This is a genomic window from Acinetobacter calcoaceticus, assembly GCF_016508255.1.
Classification (GTDB): Bacteria; Pseudomonadota; Gammaproteobacteria; order Pseudomonadales; family Moraxellaceae; genus Acinetobacter; species Acinetobacter calcoaceticus_E.
The window spans coordinates 54,510-69,998 of the sequence record NZ_JADVKT010000003.1; the positions used below are offsets into that span (position 1 = coordinate 54,510).

The 15,489-nt window shown below is 41.6% G+C and carries 13 protein-coding genes and 3 tRNA genes; 9 read left to right on the forward strand and 7 right to left on the reverse strand.

Features of this window, described 5'->3' with window-relative positions; all coding sequences use genetic code 11:
* Positions 1 to 10 precede the first annotated feature (10 nt).
* On the reverse strand, positions 11 to 1,723 hold the full coding sequence (gene pilB / locus I5515_RS07920) for a type IV-A pilus assembly ATPase PilB (RefSeq protein WP_199965578.1): 1,713 nt from the start codon (positions 1,721 to 1,723) through the stop codon (positions 11 to 13).
* A 291-nt stretch (positions 1,724 to 2,014) separates the two neighbouring features.
* Here pilB and tpiA point away from each other — a divergent pair, with 291 nt between their 5' ends.
* The 9 genes from tpiA (at position 2,015) to I5515_RS07965 (ending at position 8,948) form a co-directional block, all read left to right on the forward strand.
* Positions 2,015 to 2,809: a triose-phosphate isomerase gene (gene tpiA / locus I5515_RS07925; RefSeq protein ID WP_199965580.1), complete on the forward strand. Its 795-nt coding sequence runs from the start codon at positions 2,015 to 2,017 to the stop codon at positions 2,807 to 2,809.
* Positions 2,810 to 2,821: 12 nt separating this feature from the next.
* On the forward strand, positions 2,822 to 3,151 hold the full coding sequence (gene secG, locus I5515_RS07930; RefSeq protein WP_199965582.1) for a preprotein translocase subunit SecG: 330 nt from the start codon (positions 2,822 to 2,824) through the stop codon (positions 3,149 to 3,151).
* Positions 3,152 to 3,207: 56 nt separating this feature from the next.
* Positions 3,208 to 3,292: transfer RNA gene (locus tag I5515_RS07935), tRNA-Leu, on the forward strand.
* A 41-nt stretch (positions 3,293 to 3,333) separates the two neighbouring features.
* Positions 3,334 to 3,410, forward strand: a tRNA-Met gene (locus tag I5515_RS07940).
* An 88-nt stretch (positions 3,411 to 3,498) separates the two neighbouring features.
* Positions 3,499 to 3,575, forward strand: a tRNA-Met gene (locus I5515_RS07945).
* Positions 3,576 to 3,790: 215 nt separating this feature from the next.
* Positions 3,791 to 4,315, forward strand: a complete 525-nt coding sequence (gene rimP / locus I5515_RS07950) for a ribosome maturation factor RimP (RefSeq protein WP_199965584.1) — start codon at positions 3,791 to 3,793, stop codon at positions 4,313 to 4,315.
* A 37-nt stretch (positions 4,316 to 4,352) separates the two neighbouring features.
* On the forward strand, positions 4,353 to 5,837 hold the full coding sequence (gene nusA, locus I5515_RS07955; RefSeq protein ID WP_199965586.1) for a transcription termination factor NusA: 1,485 nt from the start codon (positions 4,353 to 4,355) through the stop codon (positions 5,835 to 5,837).
* 10 nt (positions 5,838 to 5,847) lie between these two features.
* Complete coding sequence (gene infB, locus I5515_RS07960) at positions 5,848 to 8,547, forward strand: translation initiation factor IF-2 (protein ID WP_199965588.1); 2,700 nt, start codon at positions 5,848 to 5,850, stop codon at positions 8,545 to 8,547.
* Positions 8,547 to 8,948: a ribosome-binding factor A gene (locus I5515_RS07965; protein WP_005301838.1), complete on the forward strand. Its 402-nt coding sequence runs from the start codon at positions 8,547 to 8,549 to the stop codon at positions 8,946 to 8,948. The genes infB and I5515_RS07965 overlap by 1 nt, the downstream gene beginning before the upstream one ends.
* Positions 8,949 to 9,001: 53 nt before the next feature.
* Here I5515_RS07965 and I5515_RS07970 read toward each other — a convergent pair whose 3' ends face one another.
* Genes I5515_RS07970 through I5515_RS07995 form a run of 6 tightly spaced genes read right to left on the reverse strand, consistent with a single transcriptional unit; the run spans position 9,002 to position 15,248 of the window.
* Positions 9,002 to 9,406 carry a Na+/H+ antiporter subunit G gene (locus I5515_RS07970; RefSeq protein ID WP_005301841.1) on the reverse strand — a complete coding sequence of 135 codons (405 nt, stop codon included), beginning with the start codon at positions 9,404 to 9,406 and terminating at the stop codon, positions 9,002 to 9,004.
* A gap of 11 nt (positions 9,407 to 9,417) precedes the next feature.
* Positions 9,418 to 9,693, reverse strand: coding sequence for a monovalent cation/H+ antiporter subunit F (locus tag I5515_RS07975; RefSeq protein ID WP_004795001.1), 276 nt, complete (start codon positions 9,691 to 9,693; stop codon positions 9,418 to 9,420).
* Positions 9,690 to 10,217 carry a Na+/H+ antiporter subunit E gene (locus I5515_RS07980; RefSeq protein ID WP_199965590.1) on the reverse strand — a complete coding sequence of 176 codons (528 nt, stop codon included), beginning with the start codon at positions 10,215 to 10,217 and terminating at the stop codon, positions 9,690 to 9,692. The genes I5515_RS07975 and I5515_RS07980 overlap by 4 nt, the downstream gene beginning before the upstream one ends.
* A gap of 2 nt (positions 10,218 to 10,219) precedes the next feature.
* A complete protein-coding gene (locus I5515_RS07985; RefSeq protein WP_199965593.1) occupies positions 10,220 to 12,031 on the reverse strand; it encodes a monovalent cation/H+ antiporter subunit D in 1,812 nt (603 codons plus the stop codon).
* Positions 12,031 to 12,399: a Na+/H+ antiporter subunit C gene (locus I5515_RS07990; protein ID WP_199965595.1), complete on the reverse strand. Its 369-nt coding sequence runs from the start codon at positions 12,397 to 12,399 to the stop codon at positions 12,031 to 12,033. The genes I5515_RS07985 and I5515_RS07990 overlap by 1 nt, the downstream gene beginning before the upstream one ends.
* Positions 12,396 to 15,248, reverse strand: a complete 2,853-nt coding sequence (locus I5515_RS07995) for a monovalent cation/H+ antiporter subunit A (protein WP_199965597.1) — start codon at positions 15,246 to 15,248, stop codon at positions 12,396 to 12,398. The genes I5515_RS07990 and I5515_RS07995 overlap by 4 nt, the downstream gene beginning before the upstream one ends.
* Positions 15,249 to 15,489: the final 241 nt, after the last annotated feature.

Below are 15,489 nucleotides of genomic sequence, written 5' to 3' on the forward strand. Positions count from 1 at the left end.
AAATTGTCTTTTATTCACTGGTCACACGGTTGACTTCTTGTAAAGAAGTAACACCTTGCATGACTTTCTTTAAGCCTGAGCGACGCAGATTACTAAACCCCAATTTTTCAGAAGCAGCAGCGATTTCTAAAGCGTTGCCATCTTCCATAATAATCTTGGAAATCTCAGGTGTGACTTTCATTACTTCATAAATACCAACTCGACCTTTGTATCCCTCACGACATTCAGGACAACCAACAGGTTGAAAAACTTGAAAATCGTGGTGTGTTAGATCTTGTTCGGTAAAACCCATTTCTAATAGGCTTTGTTTAGGAATGTCAGTAGGTATTTTACATTGAGGACATAATCGACGTGCCAAACGCTGAGCAATCACTAAATTGACAGATGTCGCAATATTGAAAGATGGAACTCCCATATTGCGTAGACGAGTCAGTGTTTCAGGAGCGCTGTTGGTGTGTAGTGTAGACATCACCATATGACCCGTCTGAGCCGCCTTAATCGCAATTTCAGCTGTTTCTAAATCACGAATCTCGCCGACCATAATAATGTCAGGGTCCTGACGTAAAAATGATTTAAGCGCAGCCGAAAAAGTAAGACCTACTTTCGGGTTCACGTTAACCTGGTTAATGCCTTCAAGGTTAATTTCGACTGGATCTTCGGCGGTAGAAATATTGGAACTTTCAGTATTTAAAATGTTGAGTCCCGTATACAAAGATACTGTTTTACCAGAACCCGTAGGGCCCGTAATTAAAAGCATACCTTGTGGCTTATCTAATGCTTCCATAAAGAGTGCTTTTTGCTCTTCTTCATATCCTAGAGCATCAATGCCCAGCATGGCACTAGAAGGATCGAGAATACGTAGAACTAGTTTTTCACCAAATAAGGTTGGAAGAGAGTTCACACGAAAATCAATTGCTTTAGATTTCGATAGTTTGAGCTTGATACGACCATCTTGAGGGACACGCTTTTCGGAGATGTCCATTTGAGACATCACTTTTAAGCGTGAAGCCAAACGATTAGCCAGTTGCAAAGGCGGATTTGCAATCTGACGCAAAACGCCGTCAACCCGATAACGAACCCGATACGATTTCTCATAAGGTTCAAAATGTAAGTCTGAAGCCCCCATACGAATCGCATCTATTAATAACTTATTAATATATTTAACAATAGGTGCTTCATCACCCTGAGGAGTCTCTTCATCCTCTTCAGGAGCGGTTGAAGTATCAAGATCTACATCAAGATCAAACTCTTCATCACTAAACTCGAAACTGCTTTCTTCAGTAAATTGCTGCGCCAGAATTTTCTCAAGTTTATGGTGCTCGACAATAACTGCTTCAACCAAAAGCTTACTATTGAAGCGAATAGCATCAATGGCTTCAATGTTACTGGGGTTACTGGTTGCAACATGTAAAATCTGTCCTCTTTGTACGAGAGGCAAGACCCGATGCTTTAAGATCAGTTTCTGGTCGACCAAATCTTTAGGAATTTGGCTGGTATCGTAAACATCCAGATCAAAATATGGTTCAGCAAATTCAATAGAAATTGTTTCAGCCAATAAAGAAGGGGAGAGATGAACCTCTTCAATCAGGTACGCAACTGTATCCCGTTTAGCTCTTTTTGCTGCATCTAATGCTGTTTGCATGGTCGCTGCCGACACATGTTTTTCTTCGATTAATCGTCGAAAAAACCCCGAAAATTTTGGAGATGTATGTATGACTGACATCTGCCTACCTATGCTCATATGTTTATAATTGGTATATAAAAAATTATACTTTTGTTATCTGAAATTACTACCTGAGAAAATGATGCTCTCGTCTTGATCCGCTCATCAAAGCTTGAACCAGTCGAAGTTTTTATTCATTAATTTTTAAAAGGTGGAGCTTTTGGCTCAATAAAGTTTTATTACTGTTTTCAAATAGTAGAAAAGATATGAGTCATCCCGTTAAAGAAAAGTATCTGAAATTTGCAGAAATGCGTGTAGAATGTGCTGCATTTTTGATGAAAGGTGAGCCGTATGTCGGGTTCGACGATTACGCCTTGGGTGGTTGGCAACTGGAAAATGAACCCAATGCGTGCCAATGCCAAACAACTTATAGAAGAATTTAAACAACTATTGCAACAAAACCAAATTGCAGATGAAAGCTGCCATGTCGGGGTTGCTCCAGTTTCTATTGCACTTGCAATGGTACAAGCACAATTGCAAGATGCTGCAAAAACAGTATATACAGTTGCACAAGATGTATCGCGTGTAGCAGGTACAGGTGCTTATACTGGTGAAGTCAGTGCAGAATTATTAAAAGATAGCCAAATTAATTTTGTATTGGTGGGTCATTCTGAGCGCCGTGACTTATTAGGTGATAACGTTGAAATTTTGAAGGCAAAACTCCAAAATTCTTTAAATGCAGGCTTAACTGTCATTTATTGTGTGGGTGAAAGTCTCGAACAGCGTGAACAAGATTTAGCAGAACAGGTTGTATTGCAACAAATCTGTGATATAGCTCCTGTAGTTACTGCAGAGCAATGGCAAAAGCAAATTGTAATTGCTTATGAGCCAATCTGGGCAATTGGTACAGGTAAAACTGCTTCACCACAAGATGCGCAGACAATGCATGCTAAAATCCGTGAAGGTTTAAGTCAGATTACCTCAGCGGGTCCAGACATTGCGATTTTATATGGCGGTAGTGTAAAAGCTGAAAATGCAGTCGAGTTGGCAGCATGTCCAGATATAAATGGCGCGTTGGTAGGAGGTGCTTCGTTAAATGCAGCATCTTTTTATCAAATCGTACAAGCCTTTGCACAAAGTAAATAACGAGGATAGGGTATGCACTCTTTTGTACTGATCGTACATATTATTTTAGCGGTACTGATGATTGGCTTGATTCTAGTGCAACATGGTAAAGGTGCGGATGCTGGTGCCTCTTTCGGTGGCGGCGGAGCAGCAACTGTATTTGGTGCATCGGGTTCAGCTAATTTCCTTACTCGTCTTACTGCTGTTTTGACAGCATTGTTTTTTGTGACTAGTTTAACCTTGGCTGTTTTTGCGAAAAAGCAAACTACAGAGGCTTATAGTTTAAAAACTGTACAAACCACTGCACCAACACCAGCTACATTGCCTGAAACTTCACCAACTGCACCAAAAACGGGGCAATAATTCGAAATAAGGCTTTCCTTTTATAGTTGGAAGCACTAGAATGCGTCCCACAAGCTGCGGTGGTGGTGGAATTGGTAGACACGCTACCTTGAGGTGGTAGTGCCTTCGGGCGTGGGGGTTCAAGTCCCCCCTTCCGCACCAGCTTTTAACCAGAAAGTTGAGTGCAAGTAGTTTGTTTTTGTTGCGGGATGGAGCAGTCTGGTAGCTCGTCGGGCTCATAACCCGAAGGTCGTTGGTTCAAATCCAGCTCCCGCTACCAATTTGATTAAGGTGCAACTTAATCAGACAGTATCTAGAAAGTTTACATTGACTTTATTTGATATTTGTATATAATTTTTGCACGTTGATGCGGGATGGAGCAGTCTGGTAGCTCGTCGGGCTCATAACCCGAAGGTCGTTGGTTCAAATCCAGCTCCCGCTACCAAGTTTCTTAAAAGAGGCTCACAGACAAGTGGGCCTTTTTGCACAGTGGACTATTGTTTTCTGTGCAAGATAGGGGCGATTAACGCCCTTTTTTATTGGTTATCGTATCGCTATCGTGTAGTTTCGACATCAATTGGTCAAATAGTCATGCTTCACTATAGTAGGTCTGTGTCGGTTAAAACAACCGATTGAATCGCACGAGAATGACGAGAGTAAATGAAATTATCAAATAAATCCCAAGCATTGCATGACTTAATTGTTCCTGCAGTACAAGCATGCGGTGTCGACCTTTGGGGAATCGAGTTTCTCCCACAAGGCAAACGTTCATTATTGCGTATTTATATCGATAAAGCGGTTGATGAAAATGCTGAGCCAGTAATTGATGAAGATGGTGAAGTAGAGCAAGGCCGCGGTATTGGTGTACAAGATTGTGTTCGCGTAACACAACAGGTTGGTGCAATGCTGGATGTTCATGATCCAATTTCAGGTGAGTATTCATTAGAAGTTTCTTCGCCGGGCTGGGATCGTCCATTTTTTCAACTAGAACAGTTACAAGGCTACATTGGACAACAAATTGCTTTGCGTTTGATTGCAGCAGTAGAAAACCGTCGTAAATTTCAAGCAAAACTTATCGCAGTAGACCTTGAAAATGAAGAAATTCAGGTTGAAGTTGATGGGAAGCACGTGCTTGAGATCGACAGCAACAATATCGATAAAGCGAACTTGATCTATCAAGATTAAATTTATTTAAATTTTATAAGAAATCGGTAGGTGACTTATGGGCCGCGAAATTCTTACCGTTGTTGAAACGGTTAGTAATGAAAAAGGTGTTAGTCGTGAAGCGATCTTCGAGGCTTTAGAACAAGCTCTAGTTGCTGCAACGAAGAAAAGATTTTACGAAGGTACACATGCTGAAGAAGCTCAGCTTCGTGTAGAGATTGATCGTAAAACTGGTGATTACCGTACGTTCCGTCAATGGACTGTTGTGGCAGATGAAGATCATGAAATGCCAGCTTGCCAAGATGCGATTTCTGATCTTGACCCATCTAAATGGTCAATTGGTGATGTACGTGAACTCGAAGTAGAATCTATTGAGTTTGGTCGTATCGCTGCACAAATTGCAAAACAAGTTATCGTACAAAAAATTCGTGAAGCTGAGCGTGCTTTAGTTGCTGATGCATACGAGTCTAAAGTTGGTGAGTTAATTTACGGTGAAGTGAAAAAACAAACCAAAGATGGCTTTATTATCGATTTAGGCGACAACGCTGAAGCTTATCTTGCGCGCGAAGAAATGATTCCTAAAGAAATTCTTCGTCCGAAACAACGTATGAACGCTATTTTATATAATGTGAACCGTGAAGGTCGTGGCGCTCAGTTGTTGTTATCACGCGCTAAGCCGGAAATGCTAATTGCTTTAATGAAAAAAGAAATTCCTGAGATTTCTGAAGAAATTATTGAAATTAAAGCAGCGGCACGTCAACCAGGCGTTCGTGCTAAAATTGCAGTGAAAACAAATGACCATCGTATTGACCCTGTAGGTGCATGTATTGGTATGCGTGGTACGCGTATTCAAGCAGTGCAACAAGAGTTGAACGGTGAACGTATTGATGTAGTGGTCTGGTCTGATGATCCGGCTCAATACATTGCAAGTGCATTAGAACCAGCTGATGTTTCAGGCATCGTGCTTGATGAAGATGCAAGAAGTGCCGATATTATTTTTGCAACCAGCGATCAATTAGCTCGTGCAATTGGCTCACAAGGGCAAAATGTTCGCTTGGCTTCTGATTTAACTGGCTACAAACTCGACATGATGCTTGAAGAAGAGTATCGTGCTCGTCAGCAAAATGAAGCTCAGCAATATCTTGACATGTTTGTATCACGTCTAGATATTGAAGAAGATTTAGCAATGGCATTGGTGGAAATGGGCTTTACCTCTTTAGAAGAGATCGCTTATGTTCCAGCTGAAACTTTTGACGAAATTGAGCTTGATGCTGAATTGGTTGAGTTATTGCAAAGTCGTGCAAAAGAAGCAGCACTTACTGATGCTTTGAAACAGCAAGAAAATATTCAAGAACCGAGCGCAGACCTTCTAACTATGGAAGGCATGACTTCTGAGATCGCTTACTCGCTTGCCGCTCGCGGTATTATTACTGTCGATGATTTGGCAGATCAAGCTACTGACGATATCTCTGATATTGAAGGACTTGATCATGAAAAAGCAGGTCAATTGATCATGAAAGCTCGCGAATCATGGTTTAACTAGGAGATGAAATATGACGGACAAGTCGATTAAAGAGTTAGCTCTCAGTGTAGGACGTCCTGTTGAGAAGCTCCTAGAACAGGCTCGTGAAGCAGGTTTGCCTCAACGTACAGCAGACGATATTATTACCACTGAACAACAGGATACTTTAGTCAATCATTTGAAAAAAGTGCATGGTCAGGAAAGTGGTAACACAGGAAAAATTGCGTTGAAACGTAAAACAACCAGTACCGCTAAAGTTGCAAGTACTTCAGGTAAAGCAAAAACAATTAACGTAGAAGTACGTAAGAAACAGGTTTTTGCTAAACCAAACCCTGAACAAATTGCAGCTGAAGCTAAAGCACGTGCAGAAGCTGAAGCTAAAACACGTGTAGAGCAGCAAACGCGTGACACTGCACAGCAAACCGCGCGTCTTCAAACAGAGCAAAAAGCAAAAGCAACTTTAGATGCTATGCGTGCTGCTCATCAACAAGACAGCGCTGCTCAGACAGCTCCTAAAGCTGCTGTAGTAGTGAAAAAGCGTGGTGGTGGTACAGTAAAACCTGCACCAAAACCAGCAGAAACATTAGAGCAAAAGAAAGCGCGTGAAGCACAAACAGCTCAGTTAAAAGCAACTGAAGAAGCTGCGCGTCGTAAAGCGGCTGAAGAAGCTCAGCAACGTACACTTGAACAAATGCGCAAAATGGCGTCTAAGTATTCAAATGACGAGGCTGCTACAACAATTCGCGTGATTGATGATTCTCCACTTGCTTCAGGTCTAGTTGGCCAAGCTTATGAAGATTCATTTAAGCAAGAAGACCGTGAAATTAAACGCGGTGGCGCAACCACTAACCCTCGTGCGGGTAAAAAAGGTGGTCGTCGTGGTCAAGAAGAGCAAAGCTTTGTTAACCATAACAAACGTGGTTTAAAATCAAGTCAGGCAAATAAGCATGGATTTGAAAAGCCAGTTAAAAAGCAAGTTTATGATGTAGAAATCGGTTCAAGCATTGTTGTTGCCGATCTTGCTCAAAAAATGGCGATTAAAGTACGTGAAGTTATCAAATCACTTATGAAAATGGGTGAGTTGGTTAATCAAGACCAAGCTATTGATCAAGATATAGCAGCACTTGTTGTTGAAGAAATGGGCCATAACCCTGTTTTAGTTTCTGATACACAAGCGGAAGATAACTTGCTTGAAGCGGCTGAAGAAGCACGTGGTGAGCAAACAACTCGTCCGCCAGTTGTTACCATTATGGGTCACGTTGACCATGGTAAAACATCATTGCTTGACCGCATCCGTCGTTCAAAAGTAGCGGCAGGCGAAGCAGGTGGTATTACCCAGCATATTGGTGCATATCACGTTGAAACAGACAAAGGAATCATTACATTCCTTGATACACCGGGACATGCTGCATTTACTTCAATGCGTGCACGTGGTGCGAAAGCAACAGATATCGTTGTATTGGTTGTTGCAGCAGATGACGGTGTAATGCCACAAACTGCAGAGGCAATTGACCATGCGCGTGCGGCAGGTACTCCAATTATTGTTGCAATCAACAAAATGGATAAAGAATCTGCTGATGTAGACCGTGTGTTAAATGAATTAACAACGAAACAAATCGTTCCAGAAGAATGGGGTGGTGATGTTCCGATTGCTAAAGTTTCTGCACACAGTGGACAAGGTATCGATGAACTCCTTGATTTAATTCTTATTCAATCAGAATTGATGGAATTAAAAGCATCTGCTGAAGGTGCTGCGCAAGGTGTTGTTATTGAAGCGCGTGTTGATAAAGGCCGTGGTGCAGTAACTTCTATTCTTGTTCAAAACGGTACATTAAACATTGGTGACCTTGTTCTTGCAGGTTCATCATATGGTCGTGTACGTGCAATGTCTGATGAAAATGGTAAGCCTATTAAATCAGCAGGACCATCTATTCCTGTAGAAATTCTGGGTCTTCCAGATGCTCCAATGGCAGGTGATGAAGTTCTTGTTGTAAATGACGAGAAGAAAGCACGTGAAGTTGCTGATGCTCGTGCTGACCGTGAGCGTCAAAAACGTATTGATCGTCAAAGCGCAATGCGCCTTGAAAATATCATGTCGTCAATGGGCAAAAAAGATGTTCCTACAGTGAACGTTGTTTTAAGAACAGACGTACGTGGTACTTTAGAAGCATTGAATGCAGCTTTACACGAATTATCTACTGATGAAGTAAAAGTTCGTGTAATTAGTTCTGGTGTTGGTGCGATTACTGAGTCTGACGTGATTCTTGCTGAATCTTCAGAAGCTGTATTGTTAGGCTTTAACGTTCGTGCTGATACTACTGCTCGTCAGAGAAGTGACCAAGACGGTATCGATATTCGTTACTACAGCATCATCTATGAATTGATTGATGATGTGAAAGATGCCATGAGTGGTAAACTTGCTCCTGAACATCGTGAAACAATCTTGGGTGTTGCTGAAGTACGTGAAGTATTCCACTCAAGTAAGTTTGGCGCAGCAGCAGGCTGTATGGTACTTGAAGGCGTATTACATCGTAATAAACCAATTCGCGTATTACGTGATGACGTGGTTGTGTTCCAAGGTGAGCTTGAATCTCTTCGTCGCTATAAAGAAGTGGTTGAAGAAGTTCGTGCTGGTATGGAATGTGGTCTTGCGGTGAAAGGTTATAAAGACATCAAAGTAAAAGATAAGATCGAAGTCTATGATGTTCAATTGATTAAACGGAGTCTTTAATGGCGGGTAGCCAACGCTTAAAGCGCATGGCGGATTCAGTACAACGTGAGTTGTCTGAGCTTATCCGTCAGGAGCTTAAAGATCCTCGCTTAGGTGGTCTAGTGACCATCTCTGCGGTGAAAGTCAGTGCAGACATGGGTTATGCTGAAGTTTATGTCACTGTAATGGGACGTGAGCTTGGTGACGAGCAAAGTGAAGCAGCAAATAAAGAAACTTTAGATGTATTAAATAAAGCTTCTGGTTTCTTGCGTCATGAGTTGAGTCGTCGTATCAAGACACGTATTACGCCAAGATTGCGTTTCCATTATGACAAGACGAATGCTTATGGTAACTATATGTTTGGTCTGATCGAAAAAGCGGTAAATGATTTACCGAAACGCGATTCAGACGAAGAACAGTAATATAAAAAATAAAAAAGCCACCTTCGGGTGGCTTTTTTATTGGCTGGTTTTTTCTAGTCTTTAGGAGGGTCCATAGGTGGTTTATTTTGCGAGAAACGCTGGCCAATTTTATAACGGTCCCACGGCAAGGGGCGTTCAATTGACTCAGGAACTTCTCCACTCAATGAGCGCAAACGTAAATGTAGCGCAGCTTGAGCAATTAAATTTGCTGAAACTGGTGCGGTAATAAAAGCTAAAAGTGTGATCAGTAGCTCGGCAAAACCAAAGCGGCCTTGAAAAGCGAAAAAGATCATAGATGCAATCAAAAAGCTGCCTAATCCTAACGTACTCGATTTTGTGGGTGCATGTAAGCGCATGAATAAGTCAGGCAAGCGCACCATACCAATCGAGCCGACTAACATGAAGAAAGCGCCAAAAACCAGAAAGACCGAAACAATAATTTCCATTACGAACTGCATTTGATCTCTCCTTAATCGATAACATGACCAGTTGTGAAGTAACGTGCCAAGGCTGCGGTAGATACAAAACCTAGCATAGCAACCAGTAGGGCTCCTTCAAATAAAGAGGTCGTCATCCAGTAAATGCCTAAAACAACAATGAGGCAAGTTGCATTTAAGAAGAGCGTATCGAGTGCTAAAAGTCGGTCTACAATCGATGGGCCTATGACCAATCTGAAAAGGCAAAGTAGCATAGAGATTGTAATGGCAATCGAGCTAATGCCTAGAGCATAGGGTAGGATTGTCATGCACTTACCTCCGTTTTGCTTTTTACATCAAAAATTTCCATAAGTGGAATTTCATAACGTTGTTTGATGTCTTCAATATCAGATTCGGTATTATCCGTGCTTAAAGCATGAACCAGAATATCGCCACGTTCCTGATCAATACCCGCAGAAACCGTACCAGGTGTTGTCGTAATGATCATTGCCAGTAATGTATTGACCTGCTCATGTTCCGTTTCTAGTGGTACACGATACCATTTAGGGTGTAAATTTTTGGTAGGTCCTAAAACAAGCTTTGCTACTCGAAAATTAGAAATAATAATATCCCAAAGAACCACAAAGCATAATTTAACAGCAGGTTTCCAGTGAATATGTGGTGTACGAGTAATAAATGGTTTGACTAAACGAGGAATAATTAAACCCAATAGCACGGCTGTCAGAATGTCACTAGCATCAAGACTATGTGACAGCATCAGCCAAAATAAAATGATAAGAACGGAAACAAATGGATGTGGAAACCAGCGTTCAAGCAAATGAGATAACTGCATTATTATGGCTCCATAGGTTTCAATTGACTTTCATCAACAATGGTAGGCGTTTGTAGTTTGTCCTGTTGCTGAATTTGCCGATGTTTATATTCCGAAATATGTTTACCATTGAAGGTATCTTTCGAAATAATATCTGGAAGGAGGTAAGCATTATGATCTGCAACTTCTCCTCCATATTTAGTTTCGGGCAGGTAAGCGGGATCAAATGGTTGCACGCTAATGACTTCACTATTTTTATCTACTTTAAGAATGGTGCGTTGGTAAAGCGCATGGTCTTGAATCTGCTGGGCAGTACTTAATGTGTAATGCTGAATAGGTGCAGCAAATACAACATAAGCCATTAATCCAGCAAGTAGCACATAGATGACTTGATCATTCCGTGGTGGTGCTCGTTCTGGTAAAGCACGATAAAGAATATATGCGGGATGGATTGGATCTTCCTCTGGAGGTGTTGCTCGCCAGAACAAGATAAAACCAACACGTGTTAGCGCAATAATACTTAATAGGCTTACAACAAGTACTACCCCAATGATCCATGCTTGATAACTGGTTTCAACTGTAGCTTGTAAAATAAACACCTTTCCTAGAAAACCACTAAAAGGTGGTAAGCCAGCCATCATCATGGCAATCAAGAAATAAGTCAGCATAGCCGCTTTTTCTTGTTTGATTCTTGGGGCAACTTTTAAATGATCTTTAAAATCTCCACGTTGTGAGGTTATCCAGCCACAAAATAGATAAAAAGCTGCTCCAATCAGAGTACTGTGCACTAAATAATATAAAGCACCAGACCATGCTTGTGTATTCGACATGGCAATTGCTGTGAGCAAGGTACCAATTGAGGAAAGCACCATAAACCCGACAAAGCGACGTAACCGATCTGCTCCAATTGCTGCAATCACTCCATAGAGAGACGTAATCAAACCAATAGGAAGTAACCAGCTTTTCAAGATTTCTTGGCTAAGCGCATCGTCAAATACTGTTCCATTTACACGTAAAATCGCATAGATGCCGACTTTGGTCATAATGGTAAAAATCGCAGCCACTGGTGTACTTGCAACAGCATAAGTTTTTGGTAGCCAAAAACCGACAGGAAGCATGGCTGCCTTAATGCCAAACACGACAAATAAAAGTAGGGCACCTGCTACGGCTAATTTATGTTGATCTGCTTCGAGTGTGGGGATTAGACGTGAAACATCTACCATGTTAAGGCTACCCACACTGCCATAAATCATACCTAAGCCAATTAAGAATAGGGCAGAGGCTAAAAGATTGATAATGACATAATGAACACCAAGCTGAAAACGTGGTTTGCCTTGTCCGTGTAAAAGGAGGACATACGAAGCCATCAACAAGATTTCAAAAAAGACGAAAAGGTTAAATAAGTCGCCTGTTAAAAATGCTCCGCAGATACCCATTAACAAGAAATGGACCATGGCATGAAAATAGCGACCACGGGTGTCCCAGTTGTCACTTGCATACCATAAAACCGGCACTGCTAATGCATAGGTCAATACCAGCATGAATGCAGAAAGACGATCTAATACCAATACAATACCAAACGGTGCCGACCATTCACTCAGTTGGTAAGTGGTAATCTGGCCAGTGCTGGCAAAGCTTAGATAAACAATTGCGGTAATTAATCCAGCAATGGCTGAAACAAGGCTAATACCGCGACGCCATGGCTGTCGCCAATCATCGTTTAAAGCACCTGCTCCTGGGTTGCCAAGCAGTAATAATATAAAAGCAGTAAATGCCGGAATGAGAATGCTAAAAATAGGCGCATGTTCTTGCCAGAAAGATAAAAAGTCAAACATTACGGCTCATCCTCGCGTGGGTCGTATGTTGGAGAGATGTCTTCTTTAGCATCAACATGATCACTACCTGACTCATAACGGCTACGCAGCGCCAGTTGTACAATAAAAGCGGTGGTTGCAAAACCGATCACAATGGCTGTTAACACCAGCGCTTGAGGAAGTGGATCGGTTACTTTTGTTGTTTCAGTTAAAATCGCTGGTGAGCTGATTTGTAGTCGGCCCATAGCAAATAAAAATAGGTTTACAGCATAGCCAATTACAGCTAATCCAAGCACGACAGGGAAGGTACGCGCACGTAAAATCAGATAAATACCTGTGGCAACAAGTAAACCAATAGCAGAAGCCAATAAGAATTCTAAACTGATCATGATGATTCCTCCCGATGTGGTACTACAGGACCAGCCATGCTTGAGTGGCGAGAGTCTCCTAGTACCGAAATGAGCAACATCGTTGCACCAACAACGGTGATATAGACCCCTAAGTCAAAACTCGCAGCTGAAGCCAGATGTAGTTTTCCTAGAATTGGTAATTCCACATAGACGTGCGCACTGGTCAGGAATGGACGTAACCAGAACCATGCTGCTACACCAGTAAGGCCAGCAATTATTAAACCTGAACCAATCCAGACTTCGTAAAGACGCCCTGATTTTACTTTGAGTAATTGTTCTGTTTGGTCTTGACCTAACGCAATATATTGGATGATTAATGCCATGGAGGTGATTAGACCTGCAATAAAGCCACCGCCTGGATAGTTGTGTCCTCGCATAAAGATATAAACACTGACGACAAGCGCTAGTGGTAATACCCAAGAGGCTGTAATACGGAACATAAGCGGAGATGGATTAAAACGGTAGGTAAGACCTTGGGTCATGGTTGTACCATGCACACGCATGCCATCCATGAGGCAAAGTGAACCAATAGCAGCAATGCCTAATACCGTAATTTCACCGAATGTATCGAAGCCACGGAAGTCGACCAAAATGACATTTACAATATTTGAGCCACCACCAAGTGGTAAAGATTGTTGGGCAAAGAACCATGAAATTGAATTATGATCACGAGTTAAAATTAGCCACGTAATCCAGCCTATCCCTAAGCCTCCAACAATGGCTAAAGCAGCATCTCTTAAACGTCTGGAACGAAGAGATTCATAAGGCGTTAGCTGTGGAAGTAAAGATAAGCTCATTAATAGAAGAACAGTTGTTACAACATCCACGGTAATTTGAGTCAGTGCCAAATCTGGAGCTGACATGGTGACAAACACCATCGTTACAACCAGACCAATTGCACCACTAATGAGGACTGCTTTAATACGCTCATGATGGAACCAGAGCATCATCCAGCAACCTGAGAATAGGGTCAGCCAGAGAACGATGGCAATCCATGGGGCATGAGTAAGTTCACGTGTGCCTGTAGTGAGCCCTTGATTGAGTAGAGGCATGGTTACCATGATGATGCTAAAAGCAATAATCAAGAACAGGTAACTTTGCAATGAGCCGTTTTCTGTTTTTTGTTTGATTTTTCGGCTTGTGAGCAACAGATGTTTTAAAAATAAATCAAATAAAATACGGCCTTGTAATTTTCCTAGACGTGGGTCAAGGTCAATTTTACGAATCATGCCATCTTTTGCTAAAGCAAAATAGAAGAGTGAGCCACCCACTAAAGCAATAATACTCATTACAAGAGGAGCATTAAATCCGTGCCAGATTGCGAGATGAGCTCCTGCAAACTCTGGTTGCATCAAGCTTGCTCTGGTTACGCTATTTACTAGTGGTTCTACCAGTAAAGAAGGTAAAACGCCGACCAAGATACATAGCACAGCAAGAAGAATGGCTGGCGCACGCATACCGATCGGGGGTTCATGTGCATTTTTATTTGGAACTTGTTTACCAATCGGACCATCAAAAAACACGCCGTGCACTAAGCGGATTGAATAGCTCACTGCAAAAATACCAGCAAGAGTTGCAATGATGCTGGCAAAAACAACTGCTGAACCTGAAAGATTAGCCAATAGCTCGGTAAAGAACATCTCTTTAGAAATAAAGCCATTGGTGAGTGGTACACCTGCCATAGAGGCAGCTGTGATCATGGTCAATGTAGCTGTAAAAGGAAGTAATTGCCAAATACCACTGAGTTTACGAAGGTCACGTGTACCCGTTTCATGGTCAATGATCCCTGCAATCATAAAGAGAGCAGCTTTAAATGTTGCATGGTTAATTATATGAAAAATGGCAGCCGCAACTGCTAAAGGTGAACCTATTCCAAGTAAACAGACAATAAGACCTAAATGGCTAATTGTTGAGTAGGCTAACAGTCCTTTTAAATCTTCTTTGAAAATGGCAAAACAGGCTGCCATACAGAGCGTAAATAGGCCAACGAAGGTAACAATATTGTGATAAAGCGCGGCGCCCACAAAAATTGGCAGTAAACGTGCTAGTAGGAAAATACCTGCTTTTACCATGGTTGCAGAATGTAGGTAGGCAGACACCGGAGTTGGCGCAGCCATTGCGTTGGGTAACCAAAAATGAAATGGAAACTGAGCACTCTTCGTAAATGCACCAAGCAAAATAAGCAATAGCATTGGAGTAAATAGAGCATGGGCTTGAATGGCATCTTTCATGCCCATGATGTCACTAATTTCATAGGTTCCGGTGATTTGTCCTAATAGAACAAATCCACCCAACAACGCCAAACCGCCCATCCCTGTAATGGTGAGTGCCATTCGTGAGCCACGTTGAGCAGCTTCATAATGACTCCAGTAACCCACTAACAAGAAAGATGAAATACTGGTGAGCTCCCAAAAGACTAATAAAATAATAAGATTATTAGAGAGCGAAATACCCAGCATTGCTGCCATAAACAGCATGAGTAAAGCGTATAGTTTGCTTAAAGAATTTTTAGGACCAAGATAGTAGTAGGCGTAAATATAAATGAGTGTACCGATACCGGTAATAAGTAAAGAAAATAATAAACCAAGCGCATCGAGTCTGAAGCTAAGATTAATCCCCAATTGAGGTAACCAATCCCAGCTTTGTTGAATGCTTGCACCACCAAGCACAGTTTTAGCTTGAGTCAGTAATAACCCGAAACTGGTTAAACTGACTCCAATTGCCCCTAAAGCCGTTACTCCACGCGAGAACCGTTGAAGCAATGAAACAAGGGTGGTGCCTAATATTAACGGTAATAAGATAATTATCGGTAGCACACTCGTATCCATATATGATTTAGGCCGAAACCTAAAGGTGAAATTTTAATTTCAGAATAGATAGGAATTCAAAGAGAGTTCCAAAGCTTTGTTATTCTGAAAACCCAACCAAATTAGAAAATAAAGCGAGAAACAAGTTGTATTGCGCAACTTGAAGAATAAAAACGCAAAATGAAATTTATTGTACACTAAAAAAGCAGTAAAAATCTGATGTTATTACATGCAGTAACAACATCTAGTGATTTCAACGCCT

Excerpts from the sequence above, each read along its gene's own strand:
- pilB (WP_199965578.1), bottom strand. The coding sequence starts at position 1,723 with ATGTCAGTCATACATACATCTCCAAAATTTTCGGGGTTTTTTCGACGA.
- tpiA (WP_199965580.1), top strand. The coding sequence starts at position 2,015 with ATGTCGGGTTCGACGATTACGCCTTGGGTGGTTGGCAACTGGAAAATG.
- secG (WP_199965582.1), top strand. The coding sequence starts at position 2,822 with ATGCACTCTTTTGTACTGATCGTACATATTATTTTAGCGGTACTGATG.
- rimP (WP_199965584.1), top strand. The coding sequence starts at position 3,791 with ATGAAATTATCAAATAAATCCCAAGCATTGCATGACTTAATTGTTCCT.
- nusA (WP_199965586.1), top strand. The coding sequence starts at position 4,353 with ATGGGCCGCGAAATTCTTACCGTTGTTGAAACGGTTAGTAATGAAAAA.
- infB (WP_199965588.1), top strand. The coding sequence starts at position 5,848 with ATGACGGACAAGTCGATTAAAGAGTTAGCTCTCAGTGTAGGACGTCCT.
- I5515_RS07965 (WP_005301838.1), top strand. The coding sequence starts at position 8,547 with ATGGCGGGTAGCCAACGCTTAAAGCGCATGGCGGATTCAGTACAACGT.
- I5515_RS07970 (WP_005301841.1), bottom strand. The coding sequence starts at position 9,406 with ATGCAGTTCGTAATGGAAATTATTGTTTCGGTCTTTCTGGTTTTTGGC.
- I5515_RS07975 (WP_004795001.1), bottom strand. The coding sequence starts at position 9,693 with ATGACAATCCTACCCTATGCTCTAGGCATTAGCTCGATTGCCATTACA.
- I5515_RS07980 (WP_199965590.1), bottom strand. The coding sequence starts at position 10,217 with ATGCAGTTATCTCATTTGCTTGAACGCTGGTTTCCACATCCATTTGTT.
- I5515_RS07985 (WP_199965593.1), bottom strand. The coding sequence starts at position 12,031 with ATGTTTGACTTTTTATCTTTCTGGCAAGAACATGCGCCTATTTTTAGC.
- I5515_RS07990 (WP_199965595.1), bottom strand. The coding sequence starts at position 12,399 with ATGATCAGTTTAGAATTCTTATTGGCTTCTGCTATTGGTTTACTTGTT.
- I5515_RS07995 (WP_199965597.1), bottom strand. The coding sequence starts at position 15,248 with ATGGATACGAGTGTGCTACCGATAATTATCTTATTACCGTTAATATTA.